Origin of the sequence: Mycobacterium paraffinicum, assembly GCF_025822865.1 — a bacterium.
Lineage (GTDB): Bacteria > Actinomycetota > Actinomycetes > Mycobacteriales > Mycobacteriaceae > Mycobacterium > Mycobacterium paraffinicum.
The window spans coordinates 311,526-330,412 of record NZ_JACKUR010000016.1; the positions used below are offsets into that span (position 1 = coordinate 311,526).

The 18,887-nt window shown below is 67.6% G+C and carries 18 protein-coding genes; 14 read left to right on the plus strand and 4 right to left on the minus strand.

From position 1 onward, the window contains the following. Positions 1 to 51: 51 nt before the first annotated feature. A complete protein-coding gene (locus tag H7J89_RS06760) occupies positions 52 to 1,419 on the plus strand; it encodes an FAD-dependent oxidoreductase (protein ID WP_264038465.1) in 1,368 nt (455 codons plus the stop codon). Here H7J89_RS06760 and H7J89_RS06765 read toward each other — a convergent pair whose 3' ends face one another. Continuing rightward, positions 1,420 to 1,836, minus strand: coding sequence for a group III truncated hemoglobin (locus tag H7J89_RS06765; protein WP_264038476.1), 417 nt, complete (start codon positions 1,834 to 1,836; stop codon positions 1,420 to 1,422). It abuts the gene before it with no gap. An 18-nt stretch (positions 1,837 to 1,854) separates the two neighbouring features. Next, on the minus strand, positions 1,855 to 2,652 hold the full coding sequence (locus H7J89_RS06770) for a universal stress protein (RefSeq protein ID WP_264038486.1): 798 nt from the start codon (positions 2,650 to 2,652) through the stop codon (positions 1,855 to 1,857). A gap of 194 nt (positions 2,653 to 2,846) precedes the next feature. On the opposite strand from H7J89_RS06770, the gene H7J89_RS06775 reads away from it, so the two are divergent. From H7J89_RS06775 to H7J89_RS06785, 3 genes are read left to right on the plus strand one after another with little or no spacing between them, the layout of a single operon-like run. Then, positions 2,847 to 5,171 (plus strand): nitric-oxide reductase large subunit, encoded by a 2,325-nt coding sequence (locus tag H7J89_RS06775; RefSeq protein ID WP_264038510.1) that lies wholly within the window; start codon positions 2,847 to 2,849, stop codon positions 5,169 to 5,171. 3 nt (positions 5,172 to 5,174) lie between these two features. After that, on the plus strand, positions 5,175 to 5,801 hold the full coding sequence (locus tag H7J89_RS06780; RefSeq protein ID WP_264038518.1) for a hypothetical protein: 627 nt from the start codon (positions 5,175 to 5,177) through the stop codon (positions 5,799 to 5,801). Then, a complete protein-coding gene (locus tag H7J89_RS06785; RefSeq protein ID WP_264038525.1) occupies positions 5,798 to 6,592 on the plus strand; it encodes a slipin family protein in 795 nt (264 codons plus the stop codon). Before H7J89_RS06780 ends, H7J89_RS06785 begins: the two co-directional genes overlap by 4 nt. 273 nt (positions 6,593 to 6,865) lie before the next feature. On the opposite strand, the gene H7J89_RS06795 is transcribed toward H7J89_RS06785, so the two are convergent. Beyond that, positions 6,866 to 7,195, minus strand: a complete 330-nt coding sequence (locus tag H7J89_RS06795) for a hypothetical protein (protein WP_264038532.1) — start codon at positions 7,193 to 7,195, stop codon at positions 6,866 to 6,868. A 33-nt stretch (positions 7,196 to 7,228) separates the two neighbouring features. Between H7J89_RS06795 and hisN the strand changes: the two genes are divergently transcribed. From hisN to H7J89_RS06810, 3 genes are all read left to right on the plus strand, one after another. Continuing rightward, entirely contained in the window at positions 7,229 to 8,017 is a 789-nt protein-coding gene (hisN, locus tag H7J89_RS06800; RefSeq protein ID WP_264038555.1) for a histidinol-phosphatase, read from the plus strand. 84 nt (positions 8,018 to 8,101) lie between these two features. Further along, a complete protein-coding gene (locus tag H7J89_RS06805) occupies positions 8,102 to 9,511 on the plus strand; it encodes an acyl-CoA dehydrogenase family protein (protein WP_264038564.1) in 1,410 nt (469 codons plus the stop codon). Positions 9,512 to 9,544: 33 nt separating this feature from the next. Next, complete coding sequence (locus tag H7J89_RS06810) at positions 9,545 to 10,750, plus strand: acyl-CoA dehydrogenase family protein (protein ID WP_264038584.1); 1,206 nt, start codon at positions 9,545 to 9,547, stop codon at positions 10,748 to 10,750. 87 nt (positions 10,751 to 10,837) lie between these two features. Here the strand turns inward: H7J89_RS06810 and H7J89_RS06815 are convergent, their stop codons facing one another. After that, on the minus strand, positions 10,838 to 11,695 hold the full coding sequence (locus tag H7J89_RS06815) for an oxidoreductase (RefSeq protein WP_264038620.1): 858 nt from the start codon (positions 11,693 to 11,695) through the stop codon (positions 10,838 to 10,840). A 22-nt stretch (positions 11,696 to 11,717) separates the two neighbouring features. Here H7J89_RS06815 and H7J89_RS06820 point away from each other — a divergent pair, with 22 nt between their 5' ends. The 7 genes from H7J89_RS06820 (at position 11,718) to H7J89_RS06850 (ending at position 18,870) form a co-directional block, all read left to right on the plus strand. Then, complete coding sequence (locus tag H7J89_RS06820) at positions 11,718 to 12,716, plus strand: acrylyl-CoA reductase family protein (protein ID WP_264038628.1); 999 nt, start codon at positions 11,718 to 11,720, stop codon at positions 12,714 to 12,716. Between the two features lie 22 nt (positions 12,717 to 12,738). Next, complete coding sequence (locus H7J89_RS06825; protein WP_264038636.1) at positions 12,739 to 13,710, plus strand: NADPH:quinone oxidoreductase family protein; 972 nt, start codon at positions 12,739 to 12,741, stop codon at positions 13,708 to 13,710. Between the two features lie 175 nt (positions 13,711 to 13,885). Beyond that, positions 13,886 to 14,977 (plus strand): homogentisate 1,2-dioxygenase, encoded by a 1,092-nt coding sequence (locus H7J89_RS06830; RefSeq protein WP_264038644.1) that lies wholly within the window; start codon positions 13,886 to 13,888, stop codon positions 14,975 to 14,977. Between the two features lie 2 nt (positions 14,978 to 14,979). Beyond that, positions 14,980 to 16,161 carry an alpha/beta hydrolase family protein gene (locus H7J89_RS06835; protein WP_264038652.1) on the plus strand — a complete coding sequence of 394 codons (1,182 nt, stop codon included), beginning with the start codon at positions 14,980 to 14,982 and terminating at the stop codon, positions 16,159 to 16,161. Beyond that, the gene (locus tag H7J89_RS06840; protein ID WP_264038654.1) at positions 16,158 to 17,363 is read left to right on the plus strand and encodes a CaiB/BaiF CoA transferase family protein; all 1,206 of its coding nucleotides are present in this window, start codon (positions 16,158 to 16,160) and stop codon (positions 17,361 to 17,363) included. The genes H7J89_RS06835 and H7J89_RS06840 overlap by 4 nt, the downstream gene beginning before the upstream one ends. Continuing rightward, positions 17,360 to 18,256: a hydroxymethylglutaryl-CoA lyase gene (locus tag H7J89_RS06845; protein WP_264038656.1), complete on the plus strand. Its 897-nt coding sequence runs from the start codon at positions 17,360 to 17,362 to the stop codon at positions 18,254 to 18,256. Before H7J89_RS06840 ends, H7J89_RS06845 begins: the two co-directional genes overlap by 4 nt. Further along, positions 18,256 to 18,870 carry a TetR/AcrR family transcriptional regulator gene (locus H7J89_RS06850; RefSeq protein ID WP_264038664.1) on the plus strand — a complete coding sequence of 205 codons (615 nt, stop codon included), beginning with the start codon at positions 18,256 to 18,258 and terminating at the stop codon, positions 18,868 to 18,870. Before H7J89_RS06845 ends, H7J89_RS06850 begins: the two co-directional genes overlap by 1 nt. Positions 18,871 to 18,887: the final 17 nt, after the last annotated feature.

The window sequence follows — 18,887 nt, forward strand, 5'->3', positions numbered from 1 at the left end:
GCGCGCCGACAGTCCCCCGCGCGCTAACCGGGCACGAATAGAAGGTCGAGTATGCGCCCATATCACGTTGCAATCGTCGGCTCCGGACCGTCGGGATTCTTCGCCGCGTCATCCTTGCTGAAGGCGGCCGATGCGTCCGAGGACATCGAGGTAGCCGTCGACATGCTGGAGATGCTGCCCACCCCGTGGGGGCTGGTGCGCTCCGGCGTGGCTCCCGACCACCCGAAGATCAAGTCGATCAGCAAGCAGTTCGAGAAGACCGCCGAAGATCCCCGCTTCCGGTTCTTCGGCAACGTGGTGGTCGGTGAACACGTGCAGTCCAGTGAGCTGGCCGAACGCTACGACGCCGTGGTGTATGCCGTCGGGGCGCAGTCCGACCGCGCGCTCAACATCCCCGGCGAGGACCTGCCGGGCAGTGTCGCCGCCGTCGACTTCGTGGGCTGGTACAACGCGCATCCCAACTTCGAGGAGGCGACGCCCGACCTCTCGGGCGCCCGCGCCGTGGTCGTCGGCAACGGCAATGTGGCGCTCGACGTGGCGCGCATCCTGGTCACCGATCCCGACGTGTTGGGCGTCACCGACATCGCCGATCACGCGCTCGAGTCGCTGCGGCCGTGCGGCGTCGAGGAAGTGGTGGTCCTCGGCCGGCGCGGCCCCCTGCAGACCGCCTTCACCACGCTCGAGCTGCGTGAGCTGGGCGACCTCGAAGGGGTTGACGTGATCGTCGACCCCGCCCAGCTGGAGGGAATCACCGACGAGGACGCCGCCGCGGTCGGCAAAACGGCCAAGCAGAACATCAACGTGCTCCGTGGCTATGCACAGCGCGACCCGCGCCCCGGGCACCGCCGGATCGTGCTCCGATTCATGACCTCGCCGATCGAGATCAAGGGCGAGGACAAGGTGGAACGCATCGTGCTCGGCCGCAACGAATTGGTGACCGACGAGAACGGGCGGGTGTCGGCCAAGGACACCGGCGAGCGCGAGGAGCTGCCGGTTCAGCTGGTGGTGCGGTCGGTCGGCTACCGCGGTGTGCCGACCCCGGGGCTGCCGTTCGACGAGAAGAGCGCGACGATCCCCAATACCGCGGGCCGGGTGGAGGGCAGCCGCAACGAATATGTCGTCGGTTGGATCAAGCGCGGGCCGACCGGTGTCATCGGCACCAATAAAAAGGACTCCCAGGACACCGTCGACACCCTGCTCGCCGATCTGGACCGCGCGAAAGAAGAAGGTCTGGCCGAGTTCCCCGAGGACCACACCGAAAAGCTGGCCGAGTGGCTCACCTCACGCCAGCCCAAGCTGGTGACCTCGGCGCACTGGGAGATCATCGACCGCCATGAGCGTGCGGCCGGCGAGCCGCATGGGCGCCCCCGCGTCAAGCTGCCCAACCTGGCCGAGATGCTGCGGATCAGTCACGGTTGATCAGGAGGCGACGGTGGCGAGCAGCTCCGGCGCGTCGAGCCCGGTCAGCCGGCGGTGCATGGCCCAGGCAATCCTGGCGGCCTGAACCTTCGCCCGGTCCGCGGCCGGTCCGCCGTACATGTCGTCGACCGTGTCGTGCCAGATGGTGAGCCAACGCAGGAAGTGGCGGTTGGACAGCGGGGTCCGGCGGTGAATGTCGCGGTGCGGCTGCAGCGCACTACCGCGGTAGCGTCCCGCGCGAAAGAGCACCGTCTCCCAGAAATCGCACATCGTCGGAATGTGTGAGTCCAACCCGACGGCGCGCAGTTCGGCGAACGGCTCCGCCAAAACCTCGTCGTTCAGCGCCCTTCCGTAAAAGCGGCGCAGCAACGCCTCAACGTCGGCGCGGTCGATCAGATCCGCCCTCGTTTCAGCCATCGCCACACCCTGGGTTCGTCACAGGTTGCTGCACCGGATCGCCAGCACGGAATGCGCCGCGTTGCTGGCCTGCTCAGCGGTATGACAGTCGGTGACCAGCAACTGGCCCGCTTCGGGATGGGCGCGGATGTACTGCTCCACACTGCCCCGCACGATCGCGGACTCGACCCGGACGCCGGGATACAGCCGCGTCCATCGCGCGAGCCGTCGACTCAATTGCGCTTGCGCCGAACGCGTTCCGTCGCCGGCATCGTGCGCGTCCTCACCCTGGCACACCCAGAGCGCGCGCAGTGTGGCCGCTCGCAGCCTCGCCTCTTCGAACGCGTGCGGCAGCACCATGCCATTGCCGGCGTCGACCACGACGCTGCCGACCTTCGGGGTTGCCGACCGCCTCGCCGGCTCATGGATCACGGCCACCGGGCACTGGGCCAAGCGGGCCAAGGAGATTGCGACGGAGGTTTCGCCATGACAGGCATGGTTGAGTCCAATCGAACCGATACACATCATGGCCGCCGACCTCGACTCCTCGATCAGCTTGGTCAGCGGCCTCCCGCAAACAATCTCGGTTTCGACCTTGACGGGAACGCCGGTGGCGTCGACGGACCGACGGGCGTCGGCCAGCGCCGTCCGCGCGGCGGCTAGACGCGTCTCGCAGGCCTGTGCCGTGGAGGCCTCCTGCGGATCGACGACACAGACCAATCGCATCGGGATGTCCCGACTGGCCACCTCATCGACCGCCCACAGAGCCGCCTGCCTCGCCGCCCTCGACCCGTCCACGCCTACGACGATTGCCGGACCCGGATAGCTATTGCTCATCGCGGTCTCCTCTGCTGAGCTGTACGCGGGGAACCTTCACGTCGCTCAGCCACGACGGTATGACCGGGAATGCCTCTGTCCCAGGGGCATTGGTCCCGAAATCGAGGCCATTGGCCCCTAGGGACCGGCGAAGGCGATGTTGGCCTTCCCCGGCACGACAACCGAATACAAGCTTGAAGACTGGAGACTCGCAGATGGCCGCTCAACAGACCGCTCGACAGGCATCCTCGCAGCCCCTGGTAGGCAAAGGCTGGATTCAGGGCGTCGCCCTGGTGATGATCTTCGGCTTCCTGGTCATGGGCATCCTGGCCTACCGCACGTACTCGGCGTCGATGCCAATGCCGGACAAGGTCGTCAATGAGTCGGGCCAGCTGCTGTTCACCGGCGACGACATCACCCGGGGGCAGGAGCTCTACCAGACGCGCGGCCTCATGGAATACGGCTCGGTGCTGGGGCATGGCGCGTACCTGGGACCCGACTACACCGCGGAATACCTGCGGATGGCGACGCAGGACGTCGGCGATCAGCTGCGGGCGCAGGGGCTGGCCGATCCGCGTGACCGGGTGGTCACCGAATTCCGCACCAACCGCTACAACGGCACCACCAAGACATTGGTGTTCACCGACCGGCAGGCCGCGGCGTTCGACCACATTCAGCGTCACTACGCCGCCTTTTTCGGCGAGAATTCGACCAAATACGGGCTGCTGCCCCAGACGATCACGGACAAGGCGCAGATTCACGATCTGACCGCGTTCTTCGCGTGGACGGCCTGGGCGGGCGCGGCCGAACGCCCCGGCCACAAGTACAGCTACACCAACAACTGGCCGGCCGAATCGCGCGTCGACAACGGGCCCACCGCGCCGGTGATCGTGTGGTCGGCACTGTCGCTGATTGCGTTGTTGGGCGGGATCGGCGTCATGTTCGCGGTCTACGGGCGGTGGAGCCAGAAGGTCGGCTGGCACGGCGCGGAGTCGTCCACGCTTTCCTTCCGCCAACCCGGCGAAGTCAGCCTGACACCCGCGCAGCGCGCCACGATCTGGTTCTTCGCAATCGTGTCGGTGTTGTTCCTGGCTCAGACGCTCCTGGGCGCGGCGGCCGAGCACTACCGGGCCGACTTGTCGAACTTTTTCGGGCTGGATCTGGCCCGCGTGCTGCCGTACAACCTGGCCCGCACCTGGCATGTGCAACTGTCACTGTTCTGGACCGCGGCGGCGTTCCTGGCCGGCGGCATCTTCCTGGTGCCGTTCATCGCCCGCCGCGAGCCGCGCCGTCAGGGCTTGCTGGCCTACGTGTTGCTGGGCGGGGTCGCGGTGGTGGTGTTCGGATCGCTGATCTGCGAGGCACTCTCCATCTACGGAGTGATCCCGCATGGGCTGCTGTCCCAGCAGTGGGAGTATCTCGACCTGCCGCGGCTGTTTCAGATCCTGCTGATCATCGGCATGTTCGTGTGGATTGCGATCATCTTCCGGGGCATGCGTGCCCGGCTCAAAGGCGAATCGAAGATGAACATGCCGTGGTTGTTCTTCTTCTCCGGGCTGGCGATCCCGGCGTTCTACACCGTCGGGCTATTGGCCAGCAGCGGCACGCATTACACCGTCGCCGAATTCTGGCGGTTCTGGGTGGTGCACCTGTGGGTCGAGGACTTCCTCGAGCTGTTCACCACGGTGATGGTGGCCTACATGTTCGTGTTGCTCGGCGTGGTGCGCGAGCGGATCGCGCTGGGCGTGATCTTCCTTGACGTCATCCTGTACTCCGCGGGCGGGGTCATCGGCACCATGCACCACCTGTACTTCTCGGGAACCCCGGTGGAACACATGGCGCTGGGCGCGTTCTTCTCGGCGGCCGAGGTCATTCCGTTGACCTTCCTCACCGTCGAGGCGTGGGCATTCCTGCAGCTGGGTTCGCGGCAGCAGTCCGGCGACGCCAAGCCCTTCCCGCATCGCTGGGCGGTCATGTTTCTGGTCGCCGTCGGATTCTGGAACTTCCTGGGGGCTGGCATCTTTGGCTTCCTGATCAACCTGCCGATCGTGTCCTACTACCAGATCGGCACCGCACTGACCGCCAACCATGCCCACGGCGCGATGATGGGGGTCTACGGCATGCTCGCCGTCGGCCTGGCCATGTTCGCGTTCCGCTACGTGATCCCGGCCGACAAGTGGCCGGAGAAGCTGGCGCGAACCTCGTTCTGGTGCATGAACATTGGTCTCGCGTGGATGGTGTTCGTGACTCTGCTGCCGCTGGGCGTGCTGCAGCTCTACCACTCGGTCAACGACGGCTACTTCGAAGCGCGCTCCCTGGGCTACATCACCAGGCCCGGCAACGCCGTCCTGGAATGGCTCCGGCTGCCCGGCGACGTCATCCTGATCGTCGGCGGCGTGCTGCCGTTCGTTTGGATCGCGTGGACCGCCTTGCGGAATTTCCGGACGGGTTCAACGGTGCAGGAGTTGCCCGAACATCCGCTGTACGTCGAAGTCCCGACCGAGCCGGAGACCGGTGCCGCGGTGTCGGCGAAGGACTGACCGGTGACTCAGCCGGCTGCCTCCGTATGGCTGATCGCCGGGTATTCCCTTGCCCTACTGGCCATCGGGTGGAGTTTCGACTCGATGGCCCGACGGGCGTCGGCGCGCGCGGCCCGTTGGCGCACAGGCCAATTCACCTACCGGCCCGACCATGACGCCTGGGTGTGTCCACAGGACCACTGGCTGTGGCCGACTTCGTTCGATCCGCGGCACCGGGTCATGCGATATCGCGCCCAACCGGTGGTGTGCAACAGCTGTCCCGTCAAATCCAGCTGCACGACGTCCGATCACGGCCGGGAGATCAGCCGCGAGGTGGACCCATGGCCGCACTCGGATGCTGGGCGGTTCCACCGCGGGATCGCCTGCTGCGTGGCCGCCTTCGGAATCGTGTTGCCGCTGGCCATGTTGGTCGCCAACCACTCGGGTGCCGAGGTGTTGGTCTTGACCGGCACCATCGGGGTTGTCGCCCTGCTCGGCCTGCCGCTGGTCCGCCACTTGTGGAACACCCCGGCCAATGCGCCGGAGCACCTTCCGCACCGCACCGCGCTCGAGGACCAGGCGGCCGCCGCGGTAGACAGGTATTCCACTCGCTGGGGCGGCTGGGAAAGCAAGGAGGGCAAGCCAACATGACCACCGTTGTGATCGTCGTCGTCGCCGGGATTGTCGCGCTTGCCGTGCTCGCGAGGTGGTCGCTGGCCGTGCTGCGCGAGTACGAACGCGGAGTCGTCTTCCGGATGGGGCATGTGCGCCCGCTCTACGGTGCCGGGCTTCGTCTCCTTATCCCCTTTCTGGACAAGATGATCCGCGTCGACCAGCGGTTGGTGACGCTGACCATTCCCCCTCAGGAGGTGATCACCCGCGACAACGTGCCGGCCCGGGTCAACGCCGTCGTCATGTTCCAGGTGATGGAGCCGCTGAAAGCGATTCTGGCGGTGGAGAACTACGCAGTGGCCACCTCCCAGATCGCGCAGACCACGCTGCGTTCGCTGCTCGGCCGCGCCGACTTGGACACCCTGCTGGCACACCGGGAGGACCTCAACAGCGATCTGCGCACGATCATCGAGAAGCAGACCGAGCCGTGGGGCGTGCAGGTCCGCGTCGTGGAGATCAAAGACGTCGAGATTCCCGAGTCGATGCAGCGGGCGATGGCCCGCGAGGCCGAGGCCGAACGGGAACGCCGCGCGAAAGTCATCAACGCCCGCGGGGAACTGCAGGCCTCCGAGGAGCTGCGTGAAGCGGCGGAGACACTCTCGAAAAGCCCCGCCTCGCTGCAATTGCGTTATCTGCAAACGTTGTTGGAATTGGGCGCGGACCAGAATTCGACCGTCGTCTTCCCGCTGCCGGTTGACATCATCACGCCGTTCTTGCGGCATCCGGAGGCACTGCAGGGCATCGTCGACAACTTCAACAATCGCGGGTGAATCCCGCCGCCGCGGCGATTGCCTGAAGCGCGCCCCGGGAATCAGCGGGAACGCTATGCCCGGGGCATGCGCATCGCCGGTCAGCAGGCACCCCGGCCAGCGACCATCTCACACGCACCGCGCACATGCTCCGCCCGGGCGACGAGTTGACCGGATCGCGGACCGGCATGCCCGGCCTCCCGCGGGCACCGTGTGTCGCGCCTCGGAAGTCGTCCCGCGCTACGGCGTTCGGATCACGGTCATGGCGCGCCCGCCGGCGGCCGGCTGACGGGGCTACACCGGGGGCGGCTCGGGCGGGGCCAACCTCCAGTTGTCCGGATTCTTCGGCGAGTACACCACCGGAAACAACTGGCCCATGGTCGGCCATTGGTCGACGTCGACGGCCATCCGCTGATACACCGCGTGCTCGCTGACGGTCGGCCCGTTGATCACACCGGCGATCGTGACGAACTGTTCACCGGTGGCCTCCGGGCGCGGACTCACGCCGGTGACCAGCAACGTACCGTTCAGCACCTCGCCGCGCGGGCCGCGTGGCAGGAACCGCTGGGCAAGAGCAACCGCCAAGACGGCCACCAACAGGAACAGCACACCGAATTCCCACACGCCGCCATGGTAGGGCCGTGATAGGACTGCGTCATGAGCCGGGACGATCTGACGTTGGCGCTGACGCTGGCCGACCGCGCCGACACGCTGACGTCGGCGCGGTTCGGGGCGCTCGACCTGCGCGTTGACACCAAGCCGGACCTGACCCCGGTCACCGACGCCGATCGCGCGGTGGAGACCGAGCTGCGCGAGGCGCTGGGCCGCGAGCGGCCGCACGACAGCATCGTCGGCGAGGAGTTCGGCGGAACCACCACTTTCACCGGACGCCAGTGGATCATCGACCCCATAGACGGCACCAAGAACTTCGTGCGCGGGGTGCCGGTCTGGGCAAGTCTCATCGCGCTGCTCGAAGACGGTGTGCCCACGGTCGGCGTCGTCAGCGCCCCCGCCCTGCAGCGTCGGTGGTGGGCGGCGGGCGGCGACGGCGCCTTCGTCGCGGTCGACGACGCACCGCCCCGTCGGCTCGCGGTTTCCTCTGTGACACAACTCGATTCGGCCAGCCTGTCGTTTTCCAGCCTGTCCGGCTGGGCGCAGCGCGGCCTACGGGAACGCTTCATCTCGCTGACAGACGCCGTCTGGCGGGTGCGCGCCTTCGGCGACTTTCTCTCCTACTGCCTGGTGGCCGAAGGGGCGATCGACATCGCCACCGAACCCGAGGTGTCCGTCTGGGACCTCGCCGCCCTCGACATCCTGGTGCGCGAGGCGGGCGGGACGCTCACCGGCCTGGACGGCGTCGCGGGACCGCACAGCGGCAGCGCGGTGGCGACCAACGGGCCACTGCACGAGCTCGTGCTTCGCGGCCTCGATGCCGGCGGTCTGTGAATTAGTTAACAACTGTTCTCTGTGATCTTACTCCGGAGTAAGATAGGCTTATCCGCACTGCCCCAACTACTACAGGCTGCCGACATGACCGACACTGGTTCCGGTTCAAAACAGAGTTCGAAGTCCGCCCGCTCGCGTCGCAAACGAAATGACCAGCAGAGCGGGATCGGGCTGCGACCCCACAAGCGCACCGGCGTCGACATCGCCATCGCGCTGCTCACCCCGCTGATGGGCCAGGAATTCCTCGACAAGTACCGCCTGCGCGACCCTGTCAACCGGGGGCTGCAGTACGGCACCAAGACCGTCTTCTCCACCGCCGCCGCCGCCTCCCGCCAGTTCAAGCGGTTGCAGAATCTGCGCGGCGGACCGACCCGACTGAAGTCGAGCGGCAAGGACTACTTCGACCTGACGCCCGACGACGACCAGAAGATGATCGTCGAGACCCTCAGCGAATTCGCCGAGGAGATGCTGCGGCCCGCGGCGCACGACGCCGACGAGGCGGCGGCCTACCCGCCCGACCTGATCGCCAAGGCCGCCGAGTTGGGCATCACCGCGATCAACATCCCCGAGGACTTCGACGGCATCGCCGCCCACCGCTCGAGCGTGACCAACGTGCTGGTGGCCGAGGCGCTCGCCTACGGTGACATGGGTCTCGCGCTGCCGATCCTGGCCCCCGGGGGCGTGGCCGCCGCGCTGACCCACTGGGGCAGCGCGGACCAGCAGGCCACCTATCTGCACGAGTTCGCCGGCGAGAACGTTCCCCAGGCCTGCGTCGCGATCGCCGAGCCGCAACCGCTGTTCGACCCCACCCGCCTGAAGACCACCGCGGTGCGCACACCGAGCGGCTACCGCCTCGATGGCGTGAAGTCGTTGGTCCCGGCGGCGGCCGATGCCGAGTTGTTCATCGTCGGAGCGCAGCTCGACGGCAGGCCCGCCCTGTTCATCGTCGAGTCGTCGACGAATGGCCTTACCGTCAAGGCGGATCCGAGCATGGGTATCCGCGCGGCGGCCCTGGGCCACGTCGAGCTGTCCGGCGTCACGGTCCCGCTGAGCGCGCGGCTGGGCGAGGACGAGGCGACCGATGACGACTACTCGGAGGCCATCGCGCTGTCCCGCCTGGGCTGGGCGGCGCTGGCGGTGGGCACCTCGCACGCGGTGCTCGACTACGTCGTGCCCTACGTGAAGGAGCGCGAGGCCTTCGGCGAGCCGATCGCGCATCGTCAGGCCGTCGCGTTCATGTGCGCCAACATCGCGATCGAACTGGACGGACTGCGGTTGATCACCTGGCGCGGCGCGGCCCGTGCCGAACAGGGCCTGCCCTTCATTCGCGAGGCGGCGCTGGCCAAGCGGCTGGGCGCCGATAAGGGGATGCAGATCGGCCTGGACGGCGTGCAGCTGCTCGGTGGCCACGGCTTTACGAAGGAACACCCGGTCGAGCGTTGGTATCGCGACCTGCGGGCCATCGGCGTGGCCGAGGGCGTCGTCGTCATCTAACTCGTCATCCAACTCAAAGCTGAAAGACCAATCATGGCAATCAATCTGGAACTGCCCCGCAAGCTGCAAGCGGTGGCCGTCAAGACCCATCAGGGCGCCGCGGAGTTGATGCGGCCGATCGCGCGCAAGTACGACCTGAAGGAACACGCCTACCCGGTCGAACTCGACACGTTGTACAACCTGTTCGCGGGCGCGTCGGAATCCATCGAATTCGCCGGTGCCGACAACCTGGGCGACGAGAACCGGGACCGGGACCAGAATCACAACGGCGCCAACATGGCGGCGCTGCTGCAGACCCTGGAGGCTTGCTGGGGCGACGTCGCGATGATGCTGTCGGTCCCCTATCAGGGCTTGGGCAACGCGGCCATCTCCGCCGTGGCCACCGAAGAACAGCTGGAACGCCTGGGCAAGGTGTGGGCGGCGATGGCCATCACCGAACCGGGCTTCGGCTCCGACTCGGCGGCGGTGTCGACCACCGCGAAGCTGGACGGCGACGAGTACGTCATCAACGGCGAGAAGATCTATGTCACCGCCGGTTCGCGCGCCACCCACATCGTGGTGTGGGCCACGCTGGACAAGTCGCAGGGGCGCGCGGCGATCAAGTCGTTCATCGTCCCGCGCGAGCACCCCGGCGTCACGGTCGAACGGCTCGAACGCAAGCTCGGCATCAAGGGCTCCGACACCGCGGCGATCCGGTTCGACAACGTCCGCATCCCCAAGGAAAATCTGCTGGGAAACCCGGAAATCGAAGTCGGCAAGGGCTTTTCCGGCGTGATGGAGACCTTCGACAACACCCGGCCCATCGTGGCCGCCATGGCCATCGGGGTGGGTCGCGCCGCCCTGGAGGAGATCCGCAAGATCCTCACCGAGGCCGGGGTGGAGATTTCCTATGACAAACCGTCACACGCCCAGAGCGCGGCGGCCGCCGAGTTCCTGCGCATGGAGGCCGACTGGGAGGCCGCCTATCTGCTGGCGCTGCGGGCTGCGTGGCAGGCCGACAACAGGATCCCCAACTCCAAAGAGGCGTCGATGAGCAAGGCCAAGGCCGGCCGGATGGCCAGCGACGTCACCCTCAAAACCGTCGAATTGGCGGGCACCGCAGGCTATTCCGAGCAATCGATGCTGGAGAAGTGGGCGCGCGACTCCAAGATCCTGGACATCTTCGAGGGCACCCAGCAGATCCAGCAGTTGGTGGTCGCCCGCCGCCTGCTGGGGCTGTCGTCGGCCGAGCTCAAGTAGGCCCTGTAGACCCACCGTTTGCGCCGAACGTGCAATCACTGCGGAATTTCGGCGTGTTTTTCGCACTGGGTACACGTTCGGCGCGAACTACTCGGCGACCGCGTTCAGCTGCTCGCGCACGTCGCCGTCGAGTTCGATGGACGCGACGTCCAGGTTCTCCTCGAGATGTCGCACCGACGACGTTCCCGGGATCAGCAGCACGTTGGGCGCCAGGCTCAGCGTCCACGCCAACGCGACCTGCGCCGGCGTGCGCCCCAGCCGCTCGGCGGCGTCGACCACGAGTTGGTGAGTGAGTACCGGGTTGGGCCGCATGAATGCGGCCCCCAGGGGGAAGAACGGAACGAACGCGATCCCGCGCGCCGCGCACTCGGCGAGCACCGGCGCCGACTCACGCTGAACCAGATTGAACGCGTTTTGCACACAGGCGATTTCGGTGCGCTCGCACGCATGCAGTAGATGATCGCGGTTGACGTTGCTCAGCCCGATGCCGCCGATCAGACCCTCGTCGCGGGCCTCGATCATGACTGACAGCTGGTCGTCGAACAGCTGATCGGGCCCGTCGCTTTCGAACACGCGCAGGTTGACCGCGGCCAGCTGGTCGACACCGAGGGCACGCAGGTTCGTCTCGATGTCGCGGCGCAGGTCGGACGGCGCGTCCACCGGCAGCCAGCCGCCGCTGTCGTCGCGACGCCCGCCCACCTTGCTCACCAGCGCCAGGTTCTCCGGATAGGGATGCAACGCCTCGCGGATGAGCTCGTTGGCCACGTCGGGACCGTAGTACTGGGCGGTGTCGATGTGGTCGACGCCGAGTTCGACCGCCCGCCGCAGCACGGCCAGCGCCTCGTCGCGGTCCCGGGGCGGCCCGAACGCGTTCGGACCCGGCAACTGCATGGCGCCGAAGCCCACCCGGCAGACCGAAAAGCGACCGAGTGGAAAGGAATCCATACCGTGAGGTTAGCGTCGAGGCATGGACACGTTTCAAGCGCTGGTCGCTCGCGAGGATGGCGACCGGATAACCGCGTCGGTCGAGACTTTGAGCCAGTCGGACCTGCCGCCCGGTGAGGTGACGATCCGGGTGCTCTATTCGAGCGTCAACTACAAGGACGCGCTCGCGCTTACCCCCGGTGGCGGCGTGGTGCGCGGCTACCCCGTGGTGCCGGGTATCGACCTGACCGGCGAGGTCGTCGAGTCACAGTCACCCGAGTTCAGCGTCGGCGAGAAGGTGCTGGCCCACGGGTACCAGATCGGCACCGGCCACCACGGCGGCTACGCCGAATTGGCCAGGCTGCCGGCCGATCAGGTCGTCGCCCTCGGCGCGTTGAGCCCGCACGAGGGCGCCGCGATCGGCACCGCCGGCTTCACCGCCGCGATGAGCGTTCAGGCGCTGATCGATTGGGGCACCGAGCCCGGCGCCGGGTCGGTGGTTGTCACCGGCGCCTCCGGTGGTGTCGGCTCGGTCAGCGTGGACCTGTTGGCCGCCAAGGGCTATCGGGTGGTCGCCTCGACCGGCAAGGAGGGGGCGGCCGGGCTGCTGAAAGAGCTTGGCGCCGCAGAGGTTATCGGGCGGCTGCCGGAAGACCCCGACGCCAAACCTCGGCCGTTGGCCAAGGCGCGCTGGGCGGCCGCGGTGGACTGCGTCGGCGGTGCGACCCTGGCCGACGTGCTCAGCGCCGTCGACTACGGCGGTGCGGTGGCCTGTAGCGGCCTCACCGGTGGCCCGGGATTGAAGACCACCGTGATGCCGTTCATCCTGCGCGGCATTGCGCTGCTGGGGATGGATTCGGTGCAGATGCCGATCGGCCCACGCCGCAAACTGTGGGCGCTGCTGGGCGATTCGTTGCGGCCGCGCCATCTCGACGCCCTCACCAGCGACGTCGACATCAAAGATGTGCTCGATGTGCTGGATCAGGTGCGCGCCGGCAAGTTCACCGGGCGGGCGGTGGTGCGGGTCGCGGGCGGATTCTGAGTCGGCAGTAGGCTGACCGACCATGCGAGCTGCACGGGTGATTCGGCTGGACGGTCCGGACGCGATCGAGGTGGCGGAGGTCGACGAACCCTCGGGTGACGGCGTGGTCGTCGACGTGCACGCCGCCGGTGCCGCCTTCCCAGACGCCCTGCTGACCCGGGGTCTGTATCAGTACCGCCCCGAACCGCCGTTCGTGCTGGGAGCCGAGATCGCCGGTGTGGTGCGTTCGGCGCCGGATGGCGCACACGTGCAGGCCGGCGACCGGGTCGTCGGACTGACGATGCTGTCCGGCGGCATGGCCGAGGTCGCGATCCTGCAACCCGACCGGGTGTTCAAGCTCCCCGACAACGTGAGTTTCGAGGCGGGCGCCGGCCTGCTGTTCAACGACCTCACGGTGTACTTCGCCCTGACGGTGCGCGGCCGGCTGGCCCAGGGCGAGACCGTGCTGGTGCACGGCGCCGCCGGCGGCATCGGGACATCGACGCTGCGGCTCGCAGCGTTGCTCGGGGCGTCACGCACCATCGCGGTGGTCAGCACCGAGCAGAAGGCGGACGTCGCGACCGCCGCCGGGGCCACCGATGTGGTGCTGGCCGACGGGTTCAAGGACGCGGTCAAGGAGCTCACCGGCGGCCGCGGCGTCGACGTCGTGCTCGACCCGGTCGGCGGCGACCGGTTCACCGACTCGCTACGCTCGCTCGCCCCCGGCGGGCGGCTGCTGGTCGTCGGCTTCACGGGCGGCGAAATTCCCACCGTCAAGGTGAACCGGTTGCTGCTCAACAACATTGACGTGGTCGGCGTGGGCTGGGGCGCCTGGACGGCGACGCATCCGAACGCACTGGCCGAGCAGTGGGCGGGACTGGAGAAGTTGCTCGCCTCGGGTCAGTTGGCTCCGCCCAATCCGGAGGTCTATCCCCTGGACGACGCCGCCGCAGCGGTCGCGTCGCTGGAGAACCGCACCGCCAAAGGCAAGGTCGTGGTGCGCGTCCGCGACTGACGCGATGGGCGGTTGATCGGCGGTTGATCGGCGACACATAAACGTCAGTGAAGACACGCCGAAGCGGGTCGCAATGGATTATGTCTCGCGGACCGGCGACGGCCCTTGTGCGGCCCCGGAAACAAAAAGTAATGTCACTTTCAGTTTTATCCGCCGTCCGAGCCGGAGGTCAGCCATGGAATCCTTCGTCCACTTGCGAAAAGGGAGGACACCGCGCCGCCTGCACGCCGACCTCGACGGGCTCAAGGACGACGAGCTGGGCCGCGGCGGATTCACCGGCCGCACGGCGAACCTCTACCGCCGCCACGACCCCACCGCCTACCGGTCGGTCGGCCCGCTGCGCCCCGTCGACGTGCTGGCCGGCGAGCTGAAGCCCAGCGATGCCGCCGACGCCGGCGGCGGTCCCCTGCTGATGTTCAGCAACGCCGACTGCCGAATCCTGTTGAGCCGCCGCCACGAGCCGATGCCGTTCTACACCCGCCACGTCGACGGTGACCTGCTGTGCTTCGTCCACCAGGGCGCCGGCCTGTTCGAAACGGAGTTCGGGCCACTGCGCTACGCCGACGGCGACTGGGTCTACATCCCGAAGGCGTGCACCTGGCGGCAGGTGCCCGATAGCGAAACCACCCTGCTGATGGTCGAGGCGACCGACGAATTCCGGGTGCCGCCGGCCGGGCCGCTGGGCCGCCACTTCCCTTTCGACCCGTCGCAGATGACCATCCCGGACCCGGCACCCATCGAGGACGACGGCAGGGAAGAGTACGAGGTCCGGCTCATCCATGAAGGTGGCCCCACAACGCTTTTCTACCAACACAATCCGCTCGACATCGAAGGCTGGCGCGGCGACAACTTCCCGTTCACGTTCAACATCTCCGATTACAACGTGGTCACCTCCGACAGCGTCCACCTGCCGCCGACGGTCCACCTGTTCATGCAGGCCACCGGCGTCTACGTGATGAATTTCCTGCCGAAGCCCGCCGAAGGTGTCGCCGGCACCGAGCGCACACCGTGGTACCACCGCAACGTCGACTATGACGAGATCGCCTTCTTCCACGGCGGCTCGCTCTACGGCATCCCGATGCCGCCCGGTCTGATTTCCCATGCGCCGCAAGGCGTCCACCACGGCGCACCGGAGAAGGCGCGGGAGCGGGCGCGCCGCAAGTTCGACGATTACTCCCGCGTCGATTGGCAAGTGATCGCCGTCGATACCCGCCGACGCCTGACCCCCTCGCCCGAGGTGCTGGCCCACGACCTAGGACAACACTGACCATGACGACCCGCCACGAATACGAGCGAATCCCCTATCTTGTTGCCTTCCAGAACAATTCCGCCGTCCGAGACGTCTACGGCGGCCTGGCCGAGATCACCGTGCTGGAGAGCTACCTGCTCAGGCCGGTGGACAAGCCGTCGGACACCGTGCTGGTGTTCATGCACCCGATCGGCGGCGGGGCCTATCTGCCGATGATCAACGCGCTGGCCCGGGCAGGCCATCACGTCATCTACTGCAACAGCCGGTTCCGCGGCACCGACTCGGCGCTGCTGATGGAGAAGGTGGTCGAGGATCTCGGCGAGTGCATCAAGGACGCCAAGAAGCGGCTGGGTTACCAGAAGGTGGTGCTGGCCGGCTGGAGCGGCGGCGGCTCGCTGTCGGTGTTCTACCAGCAGCAGGCCCAGCACCCGACCATCACCTCGAGCCCGTCCGGCGATGGCCCCGACCTGACGGCCCTGGACCTGATCCCCGCCGACGGCATCATGCTGCTGGCGGCGCACATCAGCCGGCACGGCACGCTGACCGAATGGCTCGACGCCTCGATCCTCGACGAATCCGACCCCGCCAAGCGCGATCCCGAGCTGGATCTGTACAACCCGGACAACCCGAACCAGCCGCCCTACACCCAGGAATTCCTCGCCCGCTACCGCAACGCGCAGATCGAACGCAACCGGCGCATCACCGCGTGGGTCAAAGGCAAGCTCGCCGAACTGAAGGCCGCCGGACGCCCGGACGAGGAGTTCTGTTTCGTGGTGCACGGCACCATGGCCGACCCGCGTTGGCTGGACCCGACCGTCGATCCCAACGAACGCATCCCGGGAACCTGTTACCTGGGGGATCCTCAGGTGGTGAACATGAGCCCGGTCGGGCTGGCCCGCTTCTCCACGTTGCGCGGCTGGCTGTCGCAGTGGAGTTACGACGACGCCCGCGGCGACGGGGTGGCCTGCGGCGCCGACATCGCCGTCCCTGCGCTGGTCATCGGCAACCTGGCCGACGACGCCTGCACGCCCAGCCACACCCGGCGGCTCTTCAACGCGATCGGGCATCATGACAAGGAGATGCACGAAATCCCCGGCGCCACCCACTATTACGCGGGCCCCGATCAGCGCGACAAGCTGCGCGCGGCCGTCGACATCGTGACCGACTGGCTGGTCCGCCACGACTTCGCGGGGGCGCAGTGACACCCACCGGACCGCTGGACGGGGTCCGGGTGCTCGAGCTGGGCACGCTGATCGCGGGCCCCTTCGCCGGGCGACTGCTGGGCGACATGGGCGCCGACGTCATCAAGGTGGAACCCCCCGGCGCCCCGGACCCGTTGCGCACCTGGGGCCAGGCCGAGCTCGACGGGCAGCACGTCTTCTGGACGGTGCACGCGCGCAACAAGAGAGCGATAACCCTGGACCTGCGCCGGCCACGTGGCCGCGAACTGTTCTGCGACCTCGTCGAGAAGTCCGACATCATCGTGGAGAACTTCCGCCCGGGGACGTTGGAGAAATGGGGCCTGGGTTACGACGTGCTGAGCGCCCGCAACCCGGGCATCATCCTGGTTCGGGTGTCGGGCTACGGCCAGACCGGCCCCGACGCACACAAGGCCGGGTATGCCTCGGTGGCCGAGGCGGCCAGCGGGCTGCGCTATCTCAACGGTTTCCCGGGCGGCCCGCCGCCCAGGCTGGCGCTCTCGCTCGGCGACACCCTGGCCGGGATGTTCGGCGCCCAGGGTGCCATGGCCGCGCTGTATCGCCGCAGCATCACCGGGCAGGGCCAGGTGGTGGACGTCGCGCTGACCGAATCATGTTTGGCCGTCCAGGAATCCACCATCCCCGACTACGACGTCGGCGGCGTGGTGCGCGGGCCGTCGGGCACCCGGCTCGACGGCATCGCGCCGTCGAACATCTATCGCAGCGCCGACGGCTCGTGGGTGGTGATCGCCGCCAACCAGGACACCGTCTTCGCCCGGCTGTGCAAGGCGATGGGCCGCCCGGAGCTGGCCATCGACGACCGGTTCGCCACGCACGTTGCCCGCGGCCGCAATCAGGACGAACTCGACGAGATCATCGGCGCGTGGGCCGAACAACGCCAGCCGGGCGACATCATCGAAACCCTCAGCGCCGCAGGCGTGATCGCCGGGCCGATCAACACGGTCGCGGAGGTGGTCGACGACCCGCAGCTGCGGGCCCGCGGCATGCTGGTCGAACACTTCGACGAAAGGCTCGGGCGGGACGTTCTGGGGCCGGGCATCGTGCCGGTGCTGTCGGAATCGCCGGGCCGCGTGCGCAACGCCGGGCCCGCCCGTCCGGGCCAGCACAACGACGACGTCTACATCGCGCTGCTGGGCAAGACCGCGGCGGAGCTCGAGGAGCTGCGGGCCGAGGAGGTGCTGTGAACGCACACGTGGTCATTCGCGAGGTGGCGCTGCGCGACGGCCTGCAGATCGAAACGCCGATTCCGTTGTCGGCCAAGCTCGAACTGCTGGCCGCGATCGCTGCGACCGGGGTCCGCGAGGTGGAGGCCACGGCGTTCGTCTCGCCGTCGAAAGTGCCGTCGATGGCCGATGCCGCCGAGCTCGCCGCCCACCTGCACGACTACCCCGACATCGAGTTCTCCGCCCTGGTGGCCAGCCCGAACGGCGCCAAGCGGGCCGTCGCGGCGGGGCTGCGCTCGATCGAGTACGTGATCGCCGCCGACGACACGTTCAGCCAGGCGAACGTCGGGCGGACCAGCGCCGAGGCCACCAAGGCGATCGACGAGATCGTTGCGATCGCGCACCACGGCGACGTCACGGTCGAAGTGGTGATCGCGACCGCGTGGGACTCACCGTTCGAAGGCCCCACCCCGCCCGAGCGAGTGCTCGACATCGCCGCGGCCGCCCGCGAGCGCGGCGCCGACCGCCTGTCCATAGCCGACACGATCGGCACCACCACCCCGGGGCGCGTGAGTTCGCTTATCGCGCAACTGCGTCCGGTGATCGGCGACCTACCGCTGGGCGGACATTTCCACAACACCCGCGGCTCCGGGCTGGCCAGCGCCTACGCCGCGGTCAGCTCCGGGGTGACCCGGCTGGATTCCTCGGTCGGCGGGCTGGGCGGCTGCCCGTTCGCGCCGGGTGCCACCGGCAACATCGCCACCGAGGATCTCGTGTACCTGCTGCGCGACAGCGGCGTCGACGTCGACGTCGACCTGCAGGCCGCCATCGCCGCGGCGGACGTCGCCAAATCCGTTGTCGGCCACGATCTGCCGAGCGCCCTGCTGCGGGCAGGCGACCGGATGCGGACCTGATGCCCGCACCGGAGGCGCGCACCGCCAAGGGCCGCCAGACCAGGCAGGCCATCGAGCTGGCCGCCCGAAAGCTGTTCGCCGAGCGCGGCTTTCACGGGACCACGCTGGCCGACATCACGTCGGCGGCCGGCAAGTCGCCCGCCGTTTTCTACCGGTATTTCGCCGACAAGGAAGACCTGCTCGCCGCCCTCGCGGAGTCCTTCCTGCACGATGTCGTGACACCGTCGGGGTTGAGCCTCGACTTACCGGCCTCTCCGGAGGACGACGCCTTCTTCACCTCGGTGGTCACCGGGTACTGGAACATGTTCAAGCAGAACATCGGCATCATGATCGCCGTGGCCCAGCTGGCCGCCACCCAGCGACGCTTCGCGGCCGTCCAGAACGAATTCCGCCGCTTCGGCATGGACATCGTCGCCGCCTCGGTCCGCCGCGCCCAGGAGCAGGGCTACGGAACCGAGCTCGACCCGCAACACACCGCGGCGGCCATCGCCCTGCTGTTCGAGAACTTCACCACCGTCTTCGTCGGTCCTTCCAACCTGGGCATCAAGATCAGCGACAAGGACGCCATCGCCACCCTGTCGACGATCTGGAAGAAAACCCTGTACGGCGCTTGAGCCCCTTCAAAGGAGAT